The sequence below is a fragment of the Melaminivora jejuensis genome (assembly GCF_017811175.1).
In the GTDB taxonomy this organism is placed as follows: domain Bacteria; phylum Pseudomonadota; class Gammaproteobacteria; order Burkholderiales; family Burkholderiaceae_C; genus Melaminivora; species Melaminivora jejuensis.
Genome location: NZ_JACWIJ010000002.1, coordinates 2198370 through 2220458 on the forward strand (window position 1 = coordinate 2198370; position 22089 = coordinate 2220458).

A 22089-nucleotide genomic window follows, 5' to 3' on the forward strand; every position below is an offset into this window, starting at 1 on the left:
GCGATCACTTGCCGCGCTGGGCCAGGATCTCGGCGGGCTGTACGAGCTGGCCGGTCTTGTTGGCCCAGGCATTCTTGGTGTAGGTGATGACTGCCGCCAGGTCGGTGTCGCCGAGCTGTTTCCACGGCGGCATGGCGCCACCGGCAGCACCATTGAGCACGATGTGGATCTGCTTGGCGTGATCCTGGTCGAGCACCACGGGCGAGCCATCGAGCGGCTTGATCGGGCCGGCGCCCTTGCCATTGGCCTGGTGGCAGGCGGCGCAGTTGGCGGCATAGACTTTCTCGCCGCGCGGCAGCAAGGCCTCCAGCGTCCAGACCTTGTTGGGGTCATCTTGCCTGGCGGCGAGTTTTTTCTTCTCCTCGCCCACCCAGGCGGTGTACTCGGGCGCCGAAACCACCTTGACGTGGATGGGCATGTAGGCGTGCTCCTTGCCGCACAGCTCGGCGCACTGGCCGTAGTAGTCGCCCACCTTCTCGGCACGGAACCAGGTATCGCGCACGAAGCCCGGGATGGCGTCCTGCTTGATGCCGAAGGCCGGCACCATGAAGGAGTGGATCACGTCGTTGGCCGTGGTGATGATGCGCACCTTCTTGCCCACCGGCACCACCAGCGGGTTGTCCACCTTGAGCAGATAGTCCACCGGCGCATTGCTGACATCGCCACTGTCGGACATCTGGCGGTGGCTGCTGTCCAGCGTGGAGACAAAGCCCAGGCCCTCGCCCTCACCGGTGATGTAGTCGTAGCCCCACTTCCACTGGTAGCCGGTGGCCTTGATGGTCAGGTCGGCGTTGGTAGTGTCCTTTTGCGCCACCAGCACCTTGGTGGCCGGCAGGGCCATCAGGATGATGATGATGAAGGGGATGACCGTCCAGGCGACTTCGACGGTGACCGATTCGTGGAAGTTGGCGGCCTGGGCGCCACGCGACTTGCGGTGGTGCCAGATGGAATAGAACATCACCCCGAAGACGCCGATGAAGATCACCGTGCAGACGATCAGCATCATCCAGTGCAGGAAGTGCTGCTCCTCGGCTATTTTCGTGACCGGCGGGTGCAGGTTGAGCTGGTTGACTGCCGGGCCGCCGGGCAGATCCTGCACTGCATGGGCGGCAACGGCCATCCAGGCCCAGCCCCCCAGCAGCAACGAACCCAGCTTCTTGGAAATGCGCTTCATGGTTCTCACTTCTTTTCCTTGCAGTTTGACCAATCCACAGCTGGCTGCGCGCGCAGCGGAACTCGTAAGCCCCGTTGCAGGCATGGCACCCGGCCTTCAATCAGTCCAGGCTGCTTGCGTGGCAGCCTGTTGTCTCCACCTGCGGCAAGAGGGCGGCCCTTCGATTCGAGGCTGCGCTCTTCCTGATCGTCGAGCATGATCAAGTCCGACCAGCACGGCAATACACGTTATTCCTGAGGACAGTATTGATACAGGGCAAAGAGGTTACAAATCCCGAACAACGGCAGTGCCTTTGCAACACTGCCAGCCGGACTACGGCAGCCATCCCCTGAAAGACCCCTCATACGCAGGCGGATTTATTGTAGTTCGCATTGACCAAAGTCAATGACACGCCCGCGATATGCCGCCCTCGCCAGACCGGCGGGAACATCTGCAACGGCTTTTCAGCGCGGCACCTTGTTGCGCAGCATGGCGCGCATGTCCTGCAGCGACACGGCACTCTCACCCTCCACGCGCACGCGCGGCGCCGGCTTGATGGCGTGGCCGTAGATGATCTCGAAGGTCAGCGCCAGTTGGCCGTCATGGCGCGCATCGGCCAGGTCTGTGGCCAGGCACTCATGCAATTGCGCCCGCCAGCGCCGACCGCGCAGGGCGGGAAAGCGCTGCGGGTGCAGGTTGCGCCCGAGGCCGCGCAGCTCCTCGATCAGCCGCTCGGGCGTGGCGAAGGTGAGCGTGATGCGCTCCATGTCCATGACCGGATCGGCAAAGCCGGCATGGATCAGCATGTCGCCCCAGTCGTGCATGTCGGTGAACTCATGCGCCGGCGACAGCCAGCCCTGCCGGGCATACAGCGCACGCAGCTCGCGCAGCGTGTCCGGCCCGAGGCAGGAAAACATCAGATAGCCATCGACGGCCAGCGCCCGGTGCCACTGCCGGATCAGCGCCTGCGGGTCGGCCATCATGTGCAGCGCCATGTTGGCCCACAGCATCTGCACGCTGCCCTGCGGCGGCAGGCCAAAGCGCGGGGCCGCACCCGTCCAGCGCGCCGGACTCCACCAGGGCCGCGCCAGCCGGGCCTGCACCTGGGCCTGGCTCCGGGCCGATGAGGTCTCCGCTACCTGGCTGTGCGCCTGGGCGAACTGCTGTGCCACCAGGGCATGGCCCTCCATGCCGCCACGCAGCGGATCCCAGTCGCACCAGGCCGCCGGTGGCTGCACGATCCACGACAGGCGTTCGTGCATCCGCCGTGCCACCTCCTCATGCAACCAGGGGGACTCCTGCGCCGGCGCGGCGTGCCAGCGGGCGGCGGCCTGGGGGTCGATGGGAGGGAGCTGCTGATCGGACATGTTGGGGCAAATGCGCCTGTCGGCGAGGCGGCGGATCAGTATATTGAAGCCATGTCCACCCTCCGCCCGCATGGATATGGCGCCCTCTGGCACCGCCTGGTCAGCCAGTTGGGCCAGCTGGATACGCTCGTGCCCGGCCAGTGCGCGCTGTGCCACGCCTGGCCGGCGCAGCCCCTGTGCGCAGCCTGTCTCGCCAGTCTTGCCACGGCCCGCCGGCGCTGCTTGACCTGCGCCTGTGCGCTGCCGGACGCGGTGGCGCAATGCGGCGCCTGCCTGACCCAGCCTCCGCCGCTCGATGGCTGCATCGCAGCCGTGGACTATGGCTGGCCCTGGGCGGGCATCGTGGGCCGGTTCAAGTTCCGCGCCCAGCCCGGCTGGGCCGGCACGCTGGCCGGCCTGATGCGGGCCGCGCCCGGCGCATCAGACGCCATCGGGCAGGCCGACTGGGTGCTGCCCATCCCGCTGTCGCGCCAGCGCCTGCGCCAGCGCGGCTACAACCAGGTGCTGCAATTGGCGCGCCACCTGGGCGCCGGAGCGCGCCTGCGCGCCGATCTGCTGCTGCGGCTGCAGGACACGGCGGCGCAAAGCGGCCTGGCGCGCGCCCAGCGCCTGCGCAATCTGCGCGGCGCCTTTGCATTGGAGCCTCTGGCGGCGCAGGCCGTGGCCGGCCGGCGCGTCCTGCTGGTCGATGACGTCATGACCACCGGCGCCACGCTGCACGCTGCAGCGCTGGTGCTGCGCGCTGCCGGTGCGGCGCACATTGCGGCCCTGGTGCTGGCGCGCACGCCGGCGCGAAACGATTCCTGACAACCGAAACCTGCTGGGCAGCAGGTTTGTCGCCCGCGCGGCGGGTGCGCGGTCGCGGTTCGCGCCGACAATGGCGCCCATGTTCAACATCGTCCTCGTCGAGCCGGAGATACCGCCCAACACCGGCAACGTGATCCGGCTGGCCGCCAACACCGGCTGCACCCTGCACCTGGTCGAGCCGCTGGGCTTTTCCATGGAGGATGCGCTCCTGCGCCGCGCCGGCCTGGACTACCACGAGTGGGCCGACGTGCGCCGCCACGTGGGCTGGACGGCCCTGCTACGCGCCCTGGAGCCCGATCCGTCGCGCATGTTCGCCCTGACCACGCATGGCGAGCGCTCGGTTTATGACACGGGCTTTGCGCCCGGCGACTGGCTGGTCTTCGGCGCCGAGTCGCGCGGCCTGCCACCTGTGCTGCGCGAGACTTTCCCGCCCGCGCAGCGCCTGCGCCTGCCCATGCAGCCGGCGCAGCGCAGCCTGAACCTGTCCAACGCCGTGGCCATCACGGTCTATGAGGCCTGGCGGCAAAACAGCTTCTTGCTGACCGCCGCGCGCCCCGGCGTGGTGCCTCAGACGGCAGCGCCGTAGCTGCGCACCAGCGATTCGGCCACGCACACCGGTTTGTCGCTGCCTTCGCGCTCCAGCGTCACTTCCCAGGTCATCTGCAGACCATTGGGCGCCACCGGCTCGGTGGCCAGCAGCTTCATACGGGCGCGCAGCCGGCTGCCCACCGGCACCGGGGCCGGAAATCGCACCTTGTTCAGGCCGTAGTTGACACCCATTTGCGAATCCTCGATCTCGTAGGCCTCGCCCATGAATTGCGCCATCAGCGACAGCGTGAGAAAGCCATGCGCGATGGTGGTGCCGAACGGCCCCTGGGCGGCACGCTCGGGATCGACGTGGATCCACTGGTGGTCGCCTGTGGCGCGGGCGAACAGGTCGATGCGCTCCTGGGTGATCTCCACCCAGTCGGTCACGGCAACTTCCTGGCCGATGCTGGCCACGATGTCCGAATGGTTGCGAAAGGTCTTTTTCATGGCCGGCCACTGTAGCCAGCGGCCTTGTGTGCGCCTGTCCAGTCGGTGACTGCCGGCGGTCTCAAGCGCCCTGCCCGCCACGCCTGACAAAGAACAGCCCCGCACCCACAGCCATCAGCAGCGCGCCGAAGATGCGGTTTTGCGCACGCATGGCACCGCTGCTTTGCATCCAGCGCCGCAGCACGCTGGCGCCGGCGGCGTAGCCGTTCATGACCAGCAGATCGACGCCGAGCAGCGTCGCCGCCATGACTGCCAGCTGCTGCCACAGCGGACGCGCCTCGCTCATGAACTGCGGCAGCACCGCCACCATGAACAGAATGCCCTTGGGGTTGGTGGCATTGGTCAGCGCGCCGGTCAGCAGACGCCGGCGCCGGCTCATGGGCGCAGCGGTCAGCTCTCCGCCCAGAGTGCCTGCCGAACCGGCGCGCCACTGGCACCAGCCCAGCCAGATCAGATAGCACGCGCCCAGCACCTTGACCACGCTGAAGGCCAGCTCCGAGGCCACCAGCAGCGAGCCCACGCCCGCGCCAGCCACGACCAGGATGAACAGCAGACCCAGCTCCAGCCCCAGGATGGTCACCCCGGCGCCGCGCACGCCATACGACAGGCCGTGGCTCATGGACAGCACTGCGCCCGAGCCCGGCGAGATGGCAATCACCCACGACGCCGCGAAAAATGCCAACCAGGTATGCCAATCCATGCAAAGGGTCTCAAAACGTGTTCACGATCCTGGCCGCCTTTTCAAGGCATTGCAGGGAGCAGCCCTGTGCGCCCCTGCGAACGGCTGGGCGCCGGGCGCACAACGCAGACTCCCCACATCGCGCACAGGCTCTCCAAGTCGTGCCAGAAAAAGCCACGCCCGCCACAAGGCGTAGCGGCCTGCATTATCGAGCGGCGAGCGGCGGCGCTGCACGCCCGGGCTGGGCAGTACTGTCGTTACACATAAAATGCACCGCAAACCCTTACCAGGCAAGCGCTGGCAGCTATTATCCAAGGAGCATGTCGAGCAGGCAATACCGGCATTGCTGGCGCCAGTGCCACAATTTCCGCGCTCCCCTGCTCCCGATCACTCCCCGCACGCATGGCCCAAGCCCCCGTCTGGCTCTCCTACGGCTTCACCTACCTGGCCGCTGCGGTGATTGCCGTGCCCATTGCCCGCGCGCTGGGCCTGGGCGCCATCATCGGCTACCTGGCTGCCGGCATCGCCATCGGCCCCTGGGGCCTGGGCCTGGTGCGCAACGTGCAGGACATCTTGCACTTTGCCGAGTTTGGCGTGGTGCTGATGCTGTTCCTGGTCGGCCTGGAGCTGCAGCCGCAGCGCCTGTGGAGCCTGCGCCGCCCCATCCTGGGTCTGGGCACGGCACAGATGGCTGGCTGCGCGCTGCTGCTGTGGCTGGCCGCCTGGCTGCTCGGCCTGCCCTGGCGCGTGGCGCTGGTGGGTGCGCTGGGCCTGGCGCTGTCGTCCACGGCGATCGCGCTGCAGGTGCTGGGCGAACGCAACCTGCTGCGCTCGGACAGCGGGCAAAAGGCCTTTTCCATCCTGCTGTTCCAGGACGTGGCGGCAATTCCCATCCTGGCGCTGCTGCCGCTGCTGGGTGCAGTGGCCAGCGCCGCGCAGCCGCACAGCGCGCGCGAGCTAGGCTTGGAGGCGCTGCGCATCGCCGCCGTGGTCGGCGCCATCGTGCTGGGCGGGCGCTGGCTGCTGCGCCCGGTGCTGCGCTGGATCGCACGCAGCAAGCAGCCGGAAATCTTCACCGCCGCATCGCTGTTTCTGGTGGTGGGCATCGCCATGCTGATGCTGTCGGTGGGCCTGTCGATGGCGCTGGGCGCCTTTCTGGCCGGCGTGCTGCTGGCCGACAGCGAGTACCGGCGCGAGCTGGAGACCGACATCGAGCCCTTCAAGGGCCTGCTGCTGGGCCTGTTCTTCATCGCCGTGGGCATGAGCATCGACTTCGGCGTGCTGGCGCGAGCGCCCTGGACGATGCTGGCGCTGCTGGGGGGCTTTCTGGCCATCAAGGCGCTGGTCATCTGGCTGCTGGCGCGCGCCAGCGCCATGCCCTACCGGGAGCGCCCGGTGTTCACGCTGCTGCTGGCGCAAGGCGGCGAGTTCGCCTTCGTAGTCTTCCAGACTGGCGCCAGCTTTGGCGCCATCCAGGCCGAGGCGGCGTCGCTGCTGATAGGCGCGGTGGCACTGTCCATGCTGCTCGGCCCGCTGGTGCTGGTGCTGCTTGATCGCTGGCTGCTGCCGCGCCACGCCCGCTTGGCCCAAGAGCCCGGCAGCGACGCCGCGCAAGGCGGGCGCAGCCTGCACGAGCCGCAGGACGCGCCGGTCATCATTGCCGGCTTTGGCCGCTATGGGCAAATCGTCGCGCGCATGGTATTGGCGCAGGGCGTGCCGGCGACAGTGCTCGACCACAGCGTGGAGATGCTGGAGGTGGCACACACCTTCGGCTACCGCGTGTTCTATGGCGATGCCACACGCGTGCCGCTGCTGCGTCTGGCTGGCGCCGGCAGCGCGCGCGTACTGGTGGTGGCAGTGGATGCACCCGAGCAGTCGCTCAGGATCGTGCAGGCCGCGCGCCAGCATTTCCCGCATCTCACGATCGTCGCCCGGGCGCGCGACGTGACGCACTGGCACGCCCTGCGCGACCTGGGCGTGCAGCACATTGAGCGCGAGCTGTTTCCCGCCAGCGTCGCCAGCGCACGCACGGTGCTGGAGCTGCTGGGCCAGGAGGCGGCCGAGGCGCAGGCCTTTGCCGAGCGCTTCACGGCGCACAACACCGCACTGGCCGAGCGCATGTACCAGCACCACCATGACCGCGAGGCCATGATCGCCGTGGCCCGCCAGGGCCGCCAGCAACTGGTGGAGCAACTGGCCAAGGAACGCCAGGAACGCATGGCTGCCGCGCAGCCACCCGCCAGCCTGCCTGAAGAATTGAATGAAAACCGGCAAAAGGCCTTTGCAGACAAGCGCTGGTAGCTATTGAATGAGGAGCAAGCTGCGGCATTGTGCGTTGTCCGCCGTGCATTGGATACCCCCTCGCCAGGCCCTCAACGCCCCACCGCAGCAGCGGGCGCCAGGCCCTCTCCATGAGGGAAGCGCCCTGGCAGGGATGGCCTGGCAAGCCCGTGCTACGCTGCCCCCATGTTCAACCCCACCCAGGCCGAAGTCCGGCGTTTTTTCTGCTCCACCCACGCCAAGCAGCAGGCGGGCCAGCCCATGGAGGCCATCGAGACGCTGGCCGGGCTGTGGATTGCCGAGCACCCGCAATTCCATGGCGAGCTGGCCGACGTGCAGGCAGCACTGGCGCGCGTCTATGCCGAAGGCGCCGAGCAGGCCAACCCGTTCCTGCACCTGTCCATGCACCTGTCCATCAGCGAGCAGTGCAGCATCGACCAGCCGCGCGGCATCCGCCAGGCGGTGGAGTTGCTCGCACGCCGCCTGGGTTCGCTGCATGACGCCCACCATGCGGCCATGCAATGCCTGGGTTCCATGCTGTGGGAGGCCCAGCGCGCCGGCCGCCCACCCGACGGCGAGGCCTACGTGGCCTGCGTCCAGCGGCGCGCCACCGCTGACTGAGCCGGCGCCTCGACCCCGGGCCGCTGCGCTGCGGCCACCCGGCCCGGCTGCGGCACAAGCAGCACATCGCAGCGCACGCCGCCCGGCTCGGTCAGCAGCCGCCAGGCCTTGCCGGCCTGCAGCAGATCGCGCAGCACACTGCGCCGGGCTTGGGCCAGCACCAGCAGATCGGCGCGCGTGCTTTGCTGCTGCACGGCCAACTGGCGCACGGCATCGAGTCGGCCGGTGCTCAGGCCGACACGGTTGCGCCGCGCCTCGAAGGCGTCGGACACCCGCACGCGCGGCTGATTCGGCTGGCTGGCTGGACGCGCCGAGGCGCTGCGCCGGCGCCGCTGCAGGGCGTGCGTGAACGCTTCGCTGCACGCCAGGCGCAGGCCGCTGAGTGGGCGGGCGACGTGGAACAGCTCCACGGTGGCCGCCGCGTGCAGGGCGCGCACGCCGCGCAGCAACTCGCCATCGGCATCGCTGATGGCATGCACCAGCGCGTGGGCATAGTCGCTGCGCGGTGCGGCCTGCACCACCAGCACCGGGCAGGCGCTGGCGCGCAGCACCTGCGCCAGTATTCCGGTGGCGCGCGTCGGCCAGCGCCAGCGGCCCTGGGTGCGTGCATCCATGACCAGCAGATCGGCACGCTGCGCCGCCTGCAGCGCCGTGTCCAGGCCGCCCTGCCCATCATCGGCCAGGGCCAGCACGGTCAGCCCGTGGCGGCGCGACAGCTGGCGCGCGCGCTGCTCCAGCCGTGTGGCCGCATCGCCGGGCAGGCCGGCGCGGCCTTGCGCTGCCAGCACCAGCTCCAGACGCGCCTGATGCCGCAGCGCCAGCAGCACGGCACGCTCGACGGCCTGCTCGGCAGCGGCGGAAAAATCGGTGAGGACAACAACAGTCTGGATACGCATGACAAACTCCTGGGCAGCGAATACGGGCAGAGGCCAGCGGGCGCTGGCCGGTGGCAGTCATCGACCCGGCTGCTGCGCAGTCCTGCGGGTCGGCAGGGCCTGTGGCAGCGCAACGGGCGGCCCGGCGGTGCTGATGACGCGGCCTGCACCGTGGTGTCAGGGCCGGGAGACTGATTACCGCCGGGCGCAGGAATCCGCAGGCGGCAGTGCCGGCTGCCCGACCCCACCCAGGCGCAGGGCGCGCGCGTGCGCCGCCGTGCAGCAGGCCAGCCGCGCGGTGCGAACGCAAGGGGTGGAAGCAGGAAAGCGCATGGGGGTTGTCTGAGGAGTTGTCTGGGGTGTCTCGGGGTGGACGGCCTGCCGCTGCTGCCGTGCGGGAAGAAAGGCCGGCGCGGGGTTGGCCAGGGGCCGTGCCAGGTGGTGGGACGGCTGTCTTCGGCGGGCGCTCGATTGTAGTAAATCGAGACCGCGAAGGCCAGCAATGCCGCACCCGATTATGCTGTTATCTGTCGGCTTGTGCAGCCATTTACAGCAATTTCGCGGCAATTTTCAACACTCTTGCCAGGAAAAACCCGCCGGCGCGGGTCTTGACTAAAGGCCGGCAGAGCGGGCAGCTGGCTCAGCGAAAGCGCGACTGCGGCACCACGCGCAAGTCACCGTCGAGCGAGCCCATGTAGTGGGCCAGTTCCTTGAGCTCGGCGTTGCTGAACTGCTTGGCGATGCCGGCCATGACGCCGTTGCTGCGGCCCACGTAGGCGGCGGGGTCGCGCTTGTAGGCTTTCAGGGCGACGAACAGGTAGTCCGAATACTGGCCGGCCAGCTTGGGATAGGAGCCGTCGATGGGCTTGGAGAAATTGTCGCCGTGGCAGGACACGCAGGCGCCCTTTTGCAGCAGCGCCGCCACCTGCGGGCCAGGCTCGCGCGCCTGGGCGGCACCCGCCTCGGCGGGGCCTTGCCCGGCGTAGAAGGCCGCCACGTCGGCGATGTCCTGATCCGTCAGCGTATCGGCGATGCCGCGCATGGTGGGATGTCGGCGCTCGCCCTTTTGGTAGGCGTGCAGCGCAGCGCTGATGTAGCCCGCGCCCTGCCCCGAGATCATGGGCACCTTGTGTACCTCGGGGAAACTGGCCTGATAGCCCGGAATGCTGTGGCAGCCAATGCACATGGCCACCTTGCCAGCACCGGCCTGGGCGTTGCCCTGGATGTCCTGGGCGAGGGCCGTGCCGGTCGCCAGGGCGACAGTCAGGCCGAATAGCGTAGTCCATGTTTTTTTCATTTTGCGCGCACAATCTAAGTGATTGGTTGTCTCGGCGATAGCTCGAAAAACATTATAACGAGCACCTGTCAAGCCTTTTCATCAACGATTTCCCTTGTTTTCCTCTTTTTCTCTCATGAAATTCCAAGGTTCCCAGAATTACGTGGCCACGCAGGATCTGATGCTGGCCGTGAATGCCGCCATCAAGCTGCAGCGCCCGCTGCTGGTCAAGGGCGAACCCGGCACCGGCAAGACGCTGCTGGCCGAGGAAGTCGCGACGGCCCTGGACATGCCGCTTTTGCAATGGCACATCAAGTCCACCACCAAGGCGCAGCAAGGCCTGTACGAGTACGACGCCGTGAGCCGGCTGCGCGACTCGCAGCTGGCCGACATCGAGGGTTCGGAGCGCGTCAAGGACATCCAGAACTACATCGTGAAAGGCGTGCTGTGGCAGGCCTTCACGTCCGAGCAGCCGGTGGCACTCTTGATCGACGAGATCGACAAGGCCGACATCGAGTTTCCCAACGACCTGCTGCGCGAACTCGACCGCATGGAGTTCTACTGCTACGAGACGCGCGAGCTGATCCGGGCCAGGCACCGGCCGCTGGTCTTCATCACCTCCAACAACGAAAAGGAATTGCCCGACGCCTTCCTGCGCCGCTGCTTTTTCCACTACATCAAATTCCCCGAGCCGGAGACGATGAAGAAAATCGTCGATGTGCATTTCCCGACGCTCAAGAGCGAGTTGCTCACGGCGGCGATGAAGACCTTCTACGACGTGCGCAACTTGCCTGGCCTCAAGAAAAAACCCTCGACCAGCGAGTTCATCGATTGGCTGAAACTGCTGCTGGCCGAGGAAATCCCCGCCACCGCCCTGCAAAGCGCCGACCACAAGGTCGCCGTGCCGCCGCTGGTGGGCGCGCTGCTCAAGAATGAGCAGGACGTGAGCCTGTTCGAGAAGCTGGTCTTCATGAACCAGAGGAACCGCTGAGTCCTGGCGCGCACCGCCCGGCCCGCCGGCACTGAACCATGAGCCTTGTCCAACCCATCACCCTGCAGGGGCGCGGCGTGCGCCTGGAACCGCTGGCCCTGGAGCACGAGGCCGGCCTGGCCGCCGCTGCCGCCGACGGCGAGCTGTGGCGCATCCGCGTGACCTCGGTGCCCGAACCGCAGGACACGCGCGCCTACATCGAGACCGCCCTGGCCATGCGCGAGGCCGGCAACCGCTTCGCCTTTGCCGTGCTCGACGAGGCCAGCGGCCGCGTGCTGGGCAGCACCAGCTACCACGACATCCTGCCCGCCGTGCGGCGCGTGGAGATCGGCTACACCTGGTATGCCAACAGCGTGCAGCGCACCCACGTCAACACCGCCGCCAAGCTCCTGATGATGGGCCACGCCTTCGACACTCTGGCCTGCCACGTGGTCGGCTGGCGCACGGACAACTTCAACTTCGCGTCGCAGCGCGCCATCGAGCGCCTGGGCGCGAAAAAAGACGGCGTGATCCGGGGCCATGCGCTGCGCCGCGACGGCACCATCCGCGACACCGTCATGTACAGCATGACTGCCGGCGAATGGCCCGAGGCGCGTGCGCAACTGCTCTATCTTTTGCAGCGCTTTTCGCTTGCTGGGTAAGGCCTGGAGGCCGTTTACATGCTGATTGATTTTTTCTACACCCTACGTGCCGGCAAGCTGCCGGTGTCGGTGCGCGAATTCCTGACCCTGCTCGAAGCCCTGGGCGCCGGCGTCGCCGGCCCCCACTCCGATGACGCCTGGAGCATGGATGACTTCTACCACCTGGCGCGCACCGCCCTGGTCAAGGACGAGAAGCACTTCGACAAATTCGACCGTGCCTTCGGCGCCTACTTCAAGGGCGTGGAGTTGCTGACCGACATCACCAAGGAGATCCCCGCCGACTGGCTGCGCAAGATGCTGGAGCGCGAGCTGACCCCCGAGCAAAAGGCCGCCATCGAGAAGATGGGCTGGGACGAGCTGATGGAGACGCTCAAAAAGCGCCTGGAAGAGCAAAAGGGCCGGCACGAAGGCGGCAACAAGTGGATAGGCACGGGCGGCACCAGCCCGTTCGGCCACGGCGGCTACAACCCGCAGGGTGTGCGCATCGGCGGGCCGGGGCGCAACCGAAGCGCCGTCAAGGTCTGGGAGCAGCGCGCGTATCGCGACTACGACGACACGCAGGAGCTGGGCACGAGGAACATCAAGGTGGCGCTGCGCCGGCTGCGCAAGTTCGCCCGCACCGGCAGCGACCTGGAGCTGGACTTGCCCGACACCATCCGATCCACCGCCGCCAACGCCGGCTGGCTGGATATCAAGATGGTGCCCGAGCGGCACAACAACGTGAAGCTGCTGCTGCTCATGGACGTGGGCGGCACCATGGATGAGCACATCCAGCGCGTCGAGGAGCTGTTCTCGGCCGTGAAATCCGAGTTCAAGCACCTGGAGTTCTATTACTTCCACAACTGCGTCTATGACTACATGTGGAAGAACAACCGGCGCCGCTTTGCCGAGAAATTCCCGACCTGGGACATCATCCGCAAGTACAACAAGGACTACAAGCTGGTCTTCGTCGGCGACGCCACCATGAGCCCCTACGAGATCGTGCAGCCCGGCGGCAGCGTGGAATACAACAACGAGGAGCCCGGCGCCGAGTGGCTGCAGCGCCTGACCAACGCCTTCCCGCACCACGCCTGGATCAACCCCGAGCCGCAAGGCGTGTGGCAATACCGCCAAAGCATCGCCATCATCCAGCAGCTCATGGGAAACCGCATGTTTCCTTTGTCACTCAAGGGCCTGGAGGAGGCCATGCGCCTTCTGTCCAAATAATGGCGGCGTGAGCACGACTGCACCTCCCCCCATCCACACCCTCCCGCCCAGGCAGGCCCCGCGCCGCCCCCGCTGGCCTGTCGTGGCCCTGACGCTGCTGCTGGCCGCCGCCCTGCCCGGCTGCAGCACGGTCAAGGGCTTTTTCAGCGCTGGACAGCAGCAGGCCAACGAGGGCGAACGCGAAGGTGCCATCGAATCCGACGCCCCCGAGGGCAGCGGCCCCGACGCCTTCGCCCTGCAGGTGCAGGCGCCGGACAAGGACGTGCGCGAGTACCTGGAGCGGCACATGCAGCTGCAGCGCTTTGCCCACCTGCCCGACCTGCAGGACGCCGAGCTGCGCCGCCTGCTGGGCGCTGCCGAGGCCGACGTGCGCGAACTGCTGGCCACGCTGGGCTATTTCAGTCCCGACATCACCATTGCGCTGACGGACAACCCGGCCCGCACCGAGGCCGACGCCGGCCAGCGCACGGACACCCCGGCGCGCACCATCACCGTAAACGTCCAGCCCGGCGAGCGCACCCAGATCGCCGCCACCCGGATCAGCGTGCTGGGCAGCGACACGCAGCGCCCCGATGCCGCCCGCCTGCAGCGCCGCCAGCAGCAGCTGCAGCGCGACTTCGACCTGCAGCCGGGCAATTTCTTCACGCAAAAGGACTGGGACAGCGCCAAGTCGCAAGGCCTGCGCCGCCTGCAGACGCGCCGCTACGCCCTGGCGCGCGTGGACGGCAGCCGCGCCGAGGTGGACGCCGACCGCGCCCGCGCCGAGTTGCAGGTGCAGTACGCGCCGGGGCCGGATCTGTCCTTCGGCGCGCTGCGGGTGCAGGGCAGCGAGCGCTACGACCCCGACGGCGCGCGCCGCCTGGCGCGCCTGCCCGTGGGCGCGCCCTACAGCGAACAAAGCCTGCTCGACGCCCAGCAGCGCCTGGCCAGCAGTGGCTACTACGACGCGGCCTTCCTGACGCTGGACACGGAAAACATCGACCGCGACGCTGCCGCCGCCAGCGTGCCCGTGGTGGCCCAGGTGCGCGAGGCGCCGCTGCAAAAGGCCGTCTTCGGCGTCGGCCTGTCCACCGACAGCGGCCCGCGCCTGTCGCTGGAGCACACGCACAACCGCCTGCCCGGCATCGGCTGGCGGGCGTTGAGCAAGATCGAACTCGACCGCAAGCACAAGCTCGTCTCCACCGACTGGACAGCGCTGCCCGGCGAAAACGGCTGGCGCTGGTTCACCGGGCTGCAGTTGCAGCGCGAGACCACGGGTGACTACGAGACCAACAGCAGCCGCCTGCGCGCCGGTCGCACCAAGGGCAGCGACCACATCGACCGCAGCTACTTCCTGCAGTTCGACACTGCCAGCAGCCAGGGCGAGCGCGCCCCGCCCTCCAGCAGCGCCCTGACGGCCAACTACGGCTGGACGGGGCGCTACTTCAACGACAACAACAACCCCACGCGCGGCTGGGGCCTGGCCGCCGAGCTGGGCGCCGGCCTGACGTTGCGCCCCGAGCGCGACCCGTTCACGCGCGTGCTGCTGCGCTGGCAGTCCTTCATCGATACGGGCCGGGTCGATCTGGGCGAGGGCATCCGCAGAAACAGCCGCATCTCGCTGCGCTTGGAAGGCGGCGCAGTGCTGGCGCGGGGCAGCGCGGCCATCCCGGTCACGCAGTTGTTCCTGACCGGCGGCGACACCACCGTGCGCGGCTACGGCTGGCGGCGCATCGGCGCACGCACCGACCACGGCACGCTGTACGGAGGGCGCTACCTCACGGTGGGCAGCGTCGAGTGGCAGCGTCCCATGACCATCCGTGGCAACCGCACGGACTTCGAGAGCGCCACCTTCATCGATGTGGGCGCCGTGGCCGACAAGGTGGGCGAGTTGCGCCCGCGCGTCGGCGTGGGCGCCGGCCTGCGCTGGCGCAGCCCGGTCGGCCCGCTGCAGGCCGATCTGGCCTACGGCGTCAAGGAGCGCCAGGTGCGCCTGCATCTGCGGCTGGGCTATACGTTCTGAGCGGGCCTTTTCGCATTGCTCCAGGGCGTTGCGGCGCAGCAGCCTTGACAGCCTCCAGCGCATGTTTCCTGTTTCAGAAACCTGCTGCCCCGGCACTCCTTTTTTCATAGCTGCCAGCGCTTGCCTGTATTGGCTTTCAGGCATATTTCATTCATATTTTGGCGCCTACAACCGCTGCGACTGAGTTCCTACACGGCTTGCTGCAGGCGCTGGCAGGCAGCGGGGCCAAGTACCGATATCCTCGCGCGGTGGCGCCGCCCTCCAGCCCCTGCCCACATCGCCGCCTGACCCGGGCTGCAGCCAGACATCCCGCTTCATGTCCGACCATCAATCCTCCGCCCCTACGCCGCCGCAACGGCCCCACAACCCGCCCCGCCACGCAGGAGCCGCTGGCGCCACCTCTGGCGTGCGTTGGCGCTGCTGGGCGTGCTGCTGGCGCTGCTGGCCGCCGCTTTGTGGTGGTGGGCCGGCAGCAGCACCTCGCTGGCCACGGCGCTCGACCGTGCGGCGCGCTGGCTGCCCGCCGGCCAGCAGTTGCAGGCCGAGGGCGTGCGCGGCTCGCTGCGCGCCGGCGGCCACATCGAGCGGCTGCGCTGGAGCAGCGAGAGCCTGGCCGTCGAAGCCCGGGACGTGGACATCGGCTGGCAGCTCGGCGCGCTGCTGCAGCGCCAGCTCAAGCTGGGCGAAGTCCACGCCGACACCATCACCATCACCCAGCAGGGCGACCAGCCGCCCGACGACGAGCCGCTGCAGCCGTTGCAGGAGCTGGTGCTGCCCATTCAGTTGGACGTGCCGTTTCGCATCGATCACCTGATCTGGGCCGGGCGCGGCGCGGGCGCGGCGACGGACACAGGCCCGGGTGCCGCCGACATCACGGCTGCGGATGGTGGACAAGGCACCGGCGCACAGCCCCTGGTCATCGACGACCTGGCCGGCCACTACCGCTACGACGGCAGCGAGCACCGCCTGGAGGTCGAGCACGTCGAAGTCGCCCAGGGCCGCTACAGCCTCCAGGCCACGCTGGGCGCGCGCGCGCCCATGCCGCTGGAGGCCAGGCTCAAGGGCAGCGTGCGCGCCCCCGGGCCGGGCAGTGACACCACCATGCGCGCCCAGGCCGAGGCGCGCGTGCATGGCACGCTGGCCGGTCAGGAGGCGCGCCTGGACGCCACGGCGCAACTGCACGGCGGAGCGCAAGAGCCGGACAGCGGCGCGCCACTGCGCGCCGACGTGCAGGCACGCATCGCCCCCTGGCAGCCGCAGCCGCTGCTGCAGGCCAGCGCCGACGTGCAGGGTCTGGATCTGGCGCTGCTGTGGCCGCTGGCGCCGACGACGCAGCTTGCCGGCCAGGCCGCCGTGCAGCCCGAGGGCGAAGGCGGCTGGCACATCAGCGCCGACCTGAACAACGCCCGGCCCGGCCCCTGGGACAGCCAGCACCTGCCCATGCAGGCGCTGCAGGCCGAGGCCGGCTTCGACGGCCAGACCTGGACGCTGGCAACCTCGCGCATTGAAGCCGGCGGCGGCCACATCGAAGCGCAGGGCAGCTTCACCCCGGCCACCCAGGCGCTGCAAGGACAGGCGCGGCTGGTGCAGGTCAACCCGGCGCAGCTGCACACGCGCCTGGCGCCGCTGCCCCTGTCGGGCACGGCCAGCGCCAGCGGCAGCGCCGCCGGCGAGGACGCTGCCGTGCGCTTCCAGGCCGACGTGCGCGCCAGCGGCCCGGCTGGCCGGGCACTGGCCAGCAGCAAAGGGGGCAAGAGCAGCGCCCCGGTGGCGGCGCCGATTGCCCTGCAGCGCCTGTCTACCCAAGGCCGCTGGCAGGGCCAGCGCATCGAGCTGGCGCAACTGCTGCTGCAGGCCGAGGGCGCCCAGGTGCGCGGCGACGGCCTGCAGATCGACACCCAGGCCCTGGCCGCCAGTGGCCGCCTGCAGGCCGAACTGCCCGGCACCACGGCCCAGGCCAACGGCCAGATCGGCCCGGACAGCGGCGCTGGCACCCTGGCCATGCGCGTGCTCGACGCCCAGCGCACGCAGGGCTGGCTGGCCGGCCTGGGCATCTCCGGCGCCGGCGCCAGCCTGGCCGGTCGCGCCGATCTGGACGCCCAGTGGCGCGGCGGTTGGCAGGCGGCGCAGCGGCAATTGCAAGCCGCCGGACTGCTGGCCACCGAATCAGAAAAATCAGCAGGACGTGAGGGCCGCAACGGCCAGGCTGGTCAAAAAGCCGGCGCCAGCCCAGGCAGCTTCAGCCTGCAGGCACAGCTGGCCAGCCCGCGCCTGTCGCTGTCGCGCCCGGCCCAGGGGGACAGTGCCGCGCTGGCGCTGGAGCTGTCACGCACCAGCGCTGCGCTGCGTGGCAGCCTGGCCGATCTGGCGCTGGAGTGGGACGGCCAGCTGCGCCACAACGACGATTTGCAGGCCGACTTGCACCTGCGCGCCAACCTCGGCAGCCGGGGCGCGGGCCGCTGGCAGGGCCAGGTGGGCGAACTGAGCGTCCAGGCCAGCATGAAGAACCAGCCCGGCCCGTGGGCGCTACGCCTGGCCGAGCCGCTCAGCCTGGCCGTGCAGCAGTCGCCCCGCCTGCAGATCGAGGCTGGTGCCGCCAGCGCCAGCCTGCGCAGCCCCGAGCCGGGCGAAGTGCAGCTGCGCTGGCAACCTGTGCATTTCGCACAGGGCGCGCAGGGCGGTGTCGAGCTGACCAGCCAGGGCACGCTCGGCGGCCTGCCGCTGGCCTGGGCCAACGCCATCAAGCAGGATGGCCAGGGCGCACTGGCGCGCCTGGGTGTGGCCACCGACCTGCTGCTGACCGGCGCCTGGGACGTGGCCGCCACCGAACGAGGTCTGCGCGCGCGCGTCCAGGTGCAGCGCGGCAGCGGCGACATTCGCTTTGCCACCGGCGAGGCCACGGCCAACCCGGCGGTCACCGTCGTCCACAGCAGCGGCCAGGGCGAAGGCGCCGGCGCGCCCAAGACGGCCAGCGGCGGCACCAGAAACGGCAACGGCACCACCAGCGCCGGCCTACGTGAGCTGGCGCTGGAGCTGTCCGCCGAGGGCGAGGACGTGCGCGCCAGCCTGTCCTGGGACAGCGAGCGCGCCGGCCGTGTGCAAGCCCAGGGCAGCACGCGCCTGGCACAAGGAGCCGACGGTGGTTGGCAGTGGAGCGAGGACGCACCGCTGGCCGCTGGCATCGCCGCCAGCCTGCCCGAAGTCGGCGTGTGGTCGATGCTGGCGCCGCCAGGCTGGCGCGTACAAGGCACGCTCAACGCCGACGTGCGCCTGTCGGGCAGCCGCACCGCACCGCGCTGGGACGGCCAGTTGGCCGCCGACCGTTTTGCCATCCGCTCGGTGCTCGATGGCGTCGATCTGCAGGACGGGCGCCTGCGTGCCACGCTGCACGGCCAGCAACTGGACATCACCGAACTGCACCTCAAAGGCGGGCGCGGCAGCCGGGCGCGCATCGCCGGCTTCAGCGGCAACCGCACGGCAGCGCCGCTCGATGGCGGCACGCTGGAGGGCAGCGGCACGCTATCCTGGGTACACGCCGCCAGCGGGCCGCAGCCGGAGGGTCAAAGCGCCCTGTCCGGCATCCGCATGGACTTGCGCGCGCAGGCCCGGGCGCTGCAGGTGCTGGTGCGCGCCGACCGGCAAGTCAGCGTCTCGGGCGAGCTGCGCGCCCGGCTGGAGCAGGGCCAGGTCGTCCTGCGCGGCGATCTGGCAGTCGATCGCGCCACCATCATCCTGCCCGAGGCTGGCGCTCCCGCGCTGGGCGACGACGTGGTGGTGCGCTCGGCTGCGCTGGATCGCGCCGCCGCTGCCAAGGCCCAGCAGGCCGCGCGCCAAGCGCAGGCGCGCGAGCAGACCGGCAGCGGCGTGCAGACCGCGCGCCCGCCGGACGTGGCCATCAAGCTGAACCTGGGCGACGACTTCGCCCTGCAGGGCCGGGGCATCACCACGCGCCTGACCGGGGAGCTGGCCATCACCGCCAACGCCGCCAGCGCCGGCCAGCCGCGCGTGAGCGGCGAGGTGCGCACCGACCAGGGCCGCTACCGCGCCTGGGGCCAGGCGCTGGACGTGGAAAACGGCCTGCTGCGCTTTAACGGCCCCTACGACAACCCGGCGCTGGACGTGCTGGCGCTGCGCCCCAACATCGCCGTGCGCGCCGGCGTACAGGTCAGCGGCAGCGCCAAGGCGCCGCGCGTGCGCCTGTACTCCGAGCCGGAAATGCCCGATGCGGAAAAACTCTCCTGGGTGGTACTGGGCAGGAGCGCCGCAGCCGGTGGGGCCGAAGCGGCCCTCCTGCAGCAGGCGGCACTGGCCTTCCTGAGCGGCGAAGGCGACGGCAGCAGCGGCGGCGGGATCGCACAAAAACTGGGCCTGGACGAGATCGGCTTCAAGGGCCCGGGCCAGGGCGAGGGCGCCAATGGCGCGGCGCTCACCTTCGGCAAGCGCCTGTCGCGCGACCTGTACGTGACCTACGAGAAAAGCCTCTCGGGCGCGCTGGGCACCCTGTACATCTTCTACGACCTGACCCGCCGCCTGACCCTGCGCGGCCAGACCGGGCAGCAAAGCGCGGTCGATCTGATCTATACCGTGCGCTACGATTGAGTTGGTATGAAAAACACCCCAATCCCTTGTCCAGCAAGCGCTGATAGCTATCATTTTGTTGATAGCCCCTGCTTCGTCGAATCCCCCTTGACGGGCGGGATAGGCCACCAGCGCGCTTACAATCGTCGGCTTTGCCCCTTTCCTCTCCGTAGTTCAATGGATAGAACGGACGCCTCCTAAGCGTCAGATACAGGTTCGATTCCTGTCGGAGGGACCAGTTGGAAAGCCGCCCGTCGCAGCCGTCGCGACGGGCGGCTTTTTTCATGGCCGGCGTTGCCGCAGGTGGCAGCCCTCCTCCTACAGGGCGGTGCCAGGCGACTCGGTATGTTGGCCGCTCCCGCCTGTCCTATCCCTGCCGGAGCCCATCCATGTCTTCGAGTCGCGCCCGCGCGCTGACCAGCACTCCCCTGCCTCGCAGCGAACACGTGCTGCTGCTGGTCGATGTCATCAACCCGCTGGACTTTCCGGCTGCAGGCGATCTGCTGCCCCACGCCTGGGCTGCCGCGCAGCGCATCGCCCGCCTGAAGAAACACCTGGCCGCGCAGGGCGCCGCAGCCATCTACGCCAACGACAACTACGGCACCTGGCACAGCGAGTTCCGCGACATCCTGGCGGTCTGCCAGCTGCTGCCGGGCCAGCGCGGCGCCATCGCGCGGCTGCTCACGCCCACGCCCGACGACCTGGTCATCCTCAAGCCCCAGCACTCGGCTTTCCATTCGACGCCGCTGCACCACCTGCTGTCCAAAATGGGCACGCGCAAGCTGACCATCGCCGGCTGGGCGGCCGACATGTGCGTGCTGTTGTCGGCCACCGACGCGCGTATGCACGGCTACGAGGTCTGGACGCCGCAGGACTGCATCGCCGCCGAAACATCCGAGCGCTACGACATTGCCATCAAGCAACTGGGCGGCGCCTTCGAGTGCTCGGTGGCGGCGGCCTCCAGGCCGCAACGGGCCGAAGAAAGCCGGCACGGCACGGCCAGCCCTCCGCCTGGATCGACCTACAACTGAAAGCCCAACGCCCGCACCACACCTTCAAGCAGGTCGCGCGGCAATGATGGCGCATTGCCCATGTGGGGCCGGGCTTGGCGGATCAGGCTCGCGCACCACTCGGACAGCCAGCGCAGCTCATCCGCGCCGTAGAAAGCCGTCATGGCCTCGTAATTCAGGAACAGGCTGCGCGCATCCAGGTTGACCGAGCCGGCCAGTGCCAGATCGTCGTCGATCAGCACCGCCTTGCCGTGCATCATGGCCGGCGACAGCCAGACGCGCGCGCCGGCGGCGACCAGCTCGCGCAGGGCGCGTTCGCGGGCAATGTCGGCCAGGCGGTGGTTGGAGCGCGCCGGCACCAGCAGGCTGACCTGCACGCCGCGCCGGCAGGCCAGGCACCAGGCGTCCAGCAGGCCATCGTCGGGCACGAAGTACGGGGTGACAGCCAGGATGCGCCGCTGCGCGTGGAAGGCGCCGGCCATGAGTAGGGCATGCACGGTGTCGTCGGCGTGATCGGGGCCGCTGGCGATCCACTGCGCCAGCGGGCCATGCACCGGGCCGGGCAGCGCCGGCAGGTGCGGCGCCCGGCGCATACGCCGCAGGGTGCGGCCCTGGGCGATGCGCCAATCGGTGCCGAACTGGATGTGCGCGTGCTGCGCCACCGGGCCGTGGATCTCGAAGCTCAGATCCACCCAGGCCGGGCGCCCGGGCCGATCCAGAAAATATTCGCACGCCAGGTTGCGCCCGCCGCTCCACAGCCGCTGGCCATCGGCCACGACCAGCTTGCGGTGGTTGCGCAAATTGGTGTGCCCGCGCAGCGGGTTGCCCAACACCGGCATGAAGCGGCGCACCTGCACGCCCTGGCGCGCAAGCTCCCGGAACATGCCGCGCGGCGTGCGCAGGCTGCCCACGGCATCGACCAGCAGGCGCACGGCAACGCCGCGCTGCGCCGCCGCCAGCAGTGCGCGCGCCACCTGCCGGCCCGTCTCGTCGTGGGCAAAGACATAGGTGCAGACATCGAGCTGGCGCTGCGCCGAAGCGATGGTGTCCAGCAGGCTGGCCAGCGCCTGCCGGCCATCGGCGTGCCATTCGACGTGCTGGTTGCGCACCGCCGGGGCGACTTCCATGCCGGCCAGCAGCTGCGCCGCCCAGGCCGGCCCTTCGCCCGCCGTGGGCGGCGCCTGCCAGTGGTGGCGCCGCTCCGGCCGCGCGAACTTGCGCACGCCGAACAGCAAAAACAGCGGCAGCGTCAGATACGGCAGCGTGACCATGCCCAGCACCCAGCCCAGCGCGGCGGAAGGGTGGCGCCGCTGGTGGTTGATGCGCGTGCCCAGCACATAGATCAGCAGCCCCAGCACGACCACGATGGTGTGGCCCAGGCCGGACAGCAGCGCAATGCGGATCACGCCCCAGCTCCGGCCAGGGCAGGGCAGCGCTGCGGCAAACGCAAAAAGACAGACTCAAGCATGACGGCCAAGCATAAGAGCGTGTTTACGATCTCCGCGCGCAGGGGCGCGGGTGCGGATCGGGATGGGCTGCCAGGCGCAAACCGCAGCGATAGCCCATGC

General features: G+C 69.1%; 18 protein-coding genes and 1 tRNA gene. 11 read left to right on the plus strand and 8 right to left on the minus strand.

The genetic code is table 11. The features are described 5' to 3' along the window. Positions 1–4 precede the first annotated feature (4 nt). From coxB to IDM45_RS10470, 3 genes are all read right to left on the minus strand, one after another. A complete protein-coding gene (gene coxB / locus IDM45_RS10460; protein ID WP_209422789.1) occupies positions 5–1174 on the minus strand; it encodes a cytochrome c oxidase subunit II in 1170 nt (389 codons plus the stop codon). 5 nt (positions 1175–1179) lie between these two features. Continuing rightward, positions 1180–1371: a hypothetical protein gene (locus tag IDM45_RS10465; protein WP_209422790.1), complete on the minus strand. Its 192-nt coding sequence runs from the start codon at positions 1369–1371 to the stop codon at positions 1180–1182. 246 nt (positions 1372–1617) lie between these two features. Then, positions 1618–2520, minus strand: a complete 903-nt coding sequence (locus IDM45_RS10470; RefSeq protein WP_209422791.1) for a methyltransferase domain-containing protein — start codon at positions 2518–2520, stop codon at positions 1618–1620. A 51-nt stretch (positions 2521–2571) separates the two neighbouring features. Here IDM45_RS10470 and IDM45_RS10475 point away from each other — a divergent pair, with 51 nt between their 5' ends. Further along, on the plus strand, positions 2572–3327 hold the full coding sequence (locus tag IDM45_RS10475; RefSeq protein WP_209422792.1) for a ComF family protein: 756 nt from the start codon (positions 2572–2574) through the stop codon (positions 3325–3327). Positions 3328–3406: 79 nt separating this feature from the next. Continuing rightward, the gene (locus IDM45_RS10480) at positions 3407–3913 is read left to right on the plus strand and encodes a tRNA (cytidine(34)-2'-O)-methyltransferase (protein WP_209422793.1); all 507 of its coding nucleotides are present in this window, start codon (positions 3407–3409) and stop codon (positions 3911–3913) included. On the opposite strand, the gene IDM45_RS10485 is transcribed toward IDM45_RS10480, so the two are convergent. Together IDM45_RS10485 and IDM45_RS10490 are read right to left on the minus strand one after the other, a co-directional pair. Next, positions 3895–4362 carry a MaoC family dehydratase gene (locus IDM45_RS10485; RefSeq protein WP_209422794.1) on the minus strand — a complete coding sequence of 156 codons (468 nt, stop codon included), beginning with the start codon at positions 4360–4362 and terminating at the stop codon, positions 3895–3897. The two genes, IDM45_RS10480 and IDM45_RS10485, sit on opposite strands and share 19 nt — an antisense overlap. 61 nt (positions 4363–4423) lie before the next feature. Beyond that, positions 4424–5062: a LysE family transporter gene (locus tag IDM45_RS10490; protein ID WP_209422795.1), complete on the minus strand. Its 639-nt coding sequence runs from the start codon at positions 5060–5062 to the stop codon at positions 4424–4426. Positions 5063–5443: 381 nt separating this feature from the next. On the opposite strand from IDM45_RS10490, the gene kefC reads away from it, so the two are divergent. Together kefC and IDM45_RS10500 are read left to right on the plus strand one after the other, a co-directional pair. Further along, complete coding sequence (kefC, locus tag IDM45_RS10495; protein ID WP_209422796.1) at positions 5444–7342, plus strand: glutathione-regulated potassium-efflux system protein KefC; 1899 nt, start codon at positions 5444–5446, stop codon at positions 7340–7342. Between the two features lie 165 nt (positions 7343–7507). After that, on the plus strand, positions 7508–7942 hold the full coding sequence (locus tag IDM45_RS10500) for a DUF1841 family protein (RefSeq protein WP_209422797.1): 435 nt from the start codon (positions 7508–7510) through the stop codon (positions 7940–7942). Here the strand turns inward: IDM45_RS10500 and IDM45_RS10505 are convergent. Then, positions 7903–8838 (minus strand): universal stress protein, encoded by a 936-nt coding sequence (locus IDM45_RS10505; protein ID WP_209422798.1) that lies wholly within the window; start codon positions 8836–8838, stop codon positions 7903–7905. The two genes, IDM45_RS10500 and IDM45_RS10505, sit on opposite strands and share 40 nt — an antisense overlap. Positions 8839–9457: 619 nt before the next feature. Then, complete coding sequence (locus IDM45_RS10510) at positions 9458–10114, minus strand: c-type cytochrome (RefSeq protein ID WP_209422799.1); 657 nt, start codon at positions 10112–10114, stop codon at positions 9458–9460. Between the two features lie 115 nt (positions 10115–10229). Here IDM45_RS10510 and IDM45_RS10515 point away from each other — a divergent pair, with 115 nt between their 5' ends. The 7 genes from IDM45_RS10515 to IDM45_RS10545 all read left to right on the plus strand — a co-directional run bounded on the left by IDM45_RS10515 (position 10230) and on the right by IDM45_RS10545 (position 20542). Continuing rightward, entirely contained in the window at positions 10230–11084 is an 855-nt protein-coding gene (locus IDM45_RS10515) for an AAA family ATPase (RefSeq protein WP_209422800.1), read from the plus strand. A 38-nt stretch (positions 11085–11122) separates the two neighbouring features. Then, on the plus strand, positions 11123–11725 hold the full coding sequence (locus tag IDM45_RS10520; RefSeq protein WP_209422801.1) for a GNAT family N-acetyltransferase: 603 nt from the start codon (positions 11123–11125) through the stop codon (positions 11723–11725). An 18-nt stretch (positions 11726–11743) separates the two neighbouring features. Next, positions 11744–12931, plus strand: coding sequence for a vWA domain-containing protein (locus IDM45_RS10525; RefSeq protein WP_209422802.1), 1188 nt, complete (start codon positions 11744–11746; stop codon positions 12929–12931). Positions 12932–13013: 82 nt separating this feature from the next. Further along, positions 13014–14933, plus strand: a complete 1920-nt coding sequence (locus IDM45_RS10530; protein ID WP_232654049.1) for an autotransporter assembly complex protein TamA — start codon at positions 13014–13016, stop codon at positions 14931–14933. 411 nt (positions 14934–15344) lie between these two features. Beyond that, positions 15345–19532: a translocation/assembly module TamB domain-containing protein gene (locus IDM45_RS10535; RefSeq protein WP_233457493.1), complete on the plus strand. Its 4188-nt coding sequence runs from the start codon at positions 15345–15347 to the stop codon at positions 19530–19532. 142 nt (positions 19533–19674) lie between these two features. Beyond that, positions 19675–19749, plus strand: a tRNA-Arg gene (locus IDM45_RS10540). Positions 19750–19900: 151 nt separating this feature from the next. Beyond that, positions 19901–20542 (plus strand): cysteine hydrolase family protein, encoded by a 642-nt coding sequence (locus IDM45_RS10545; protein ID WP_209422803.1) that lies wholly within the window; start codon positions 19901–19903, stop codon positions 20540–20542. Here the strand turns inward: IDM45_RS10545 and IDM45_RS10550 are convergent. Then, positions 20533–21927 (minus strand): phospholipase D-like domain-containing protein, encoded by a 1395-nt coding sequence (locus IDM45_RS10550; protein WP_209422804.1) that lies wholly within the window; start codon positions 21925–21927, stop codon positions 20533–20535. The genes IDM45_RS10545 and IDM45_RS10550 overlap by 10 nt on opposite strands. Positions 21928–22089 lie beyond the last annotated feature (162 nt).

What these genes read in the sequence shown, in the direction of transcription:
- IDM45_RS10545 (WP_209422803.1), top strand. Translation starts at nt 19,901, where the DNA reads ATGTCTTCGAGTCGCGCCCGCGCGCTGACCAGCACTCCCCTGCCTCGC.
- IDM45_RS10505 (WP_209422798.1), bottom strand. Translation starts at nt 8,838, where the DNA reads ATGCGTATCCAGACTGTTGTTGTCCTCACCGATTTTTCCGCCGCTGCC.
- IDM45_RS10475 (WP_209422792.1), top strand. Translation starts at nt 2,572, where the DNA reads ATGTCCACCCTCCGCCCGCATGGATATGGCGCCCTCTGGCACCGCCTG.
- IDM45_RS10525 (WP_209422802.1), top strand. Translation starts at nt 11,744, where the DNA reads ATGCTGATTGATTTTTTCTACACCCTACGTGCCGGCAAGCTGCCGGTG.
- IDM45_RS10470 (WP_209422791.1), bottom strand. Translation starts at nt 2,520, where the DNA reads ATGTCCGATCAGCAGCTCCCTCCCATCGACCCCCAGGCCGCCGCCCGC.
- IDM45_RS10520 (WP_209422801.1), top strand. Translation starts at nt 11,123, where the DNA reads ATGAGCCTTGTCCAACCCATCACCCTGCAGGGGCGCGGCGTGCGCCTG.
- IDM45_RS10510 (WP_209422799.1), bottom strand. Translation starts at nt 10,114, where the DNA reads ATGAAAAAAACATGGACTACGCTATTCGGCCTGACTGTCGCCCTGGCG.
- IDM45_RS10515 (WP_209422800.1), top strand. Translation starts at nt 10,230, where the DNA reads ATGAAATTCCAAGGTTCCCAGAATTACGTGGCCACGCAGGATCTGATG.
- IDM45_RS10500 (WP_209422797.1), top strand. Translation starts at nt 7,508, where the DNA reads ATGTTCAACCCCACCCAGGCCGAAGTCCGGCGTTTTTTCTGCTCCACC.
- IDM45_RS10480 (WP_209422793.1), top strand. Translation starts at nt 3,407, where the DNA reads ATGTTCAACATCGTCCTCGTCGAGCCGGAGATACCGCCCAACACCGGC.
- IDM45_RS10490 (WP_209422795.1), bottom strand. Translation starts at nt 5,062, where the DNA reads ATGGATTGGCATACCTGGTTGGCATTTTTCGCGGCGTCGTGGGTGATT.
- coxB (WP_209422789.1), bottom strand. Translation starts at nt 1,174, where the DNA reads ATGAAGCGCATTTCCAAGAAGCTGGGTTCGTTGCTGCTGGGGGGCTGG.
- kefC (WP_209422796.1), top strand. Translation starts at nt 5,444, where the DNA reads ATGGCCCAAGCCCCCGTCTGGCTCTCCTACGGCTTCACCTACCTGGCC.
- IDM45_RS10485 (WP_209422794.1), bottom strand. Translation starts at nt 4,362, where the DNA reads ATGAAAAAGACCTTTCGCAACCATTCGGACATCGTGGCCAGCATCGGC.
- IDM45_RS10465 (WP_209422790.1), bottom strand. Translation starts at nt 1,371, where the DNA reads ATGCTCGACGATCAGGAAGAGCGCAGCCTCGAATCGAAGGGCCGCCCT.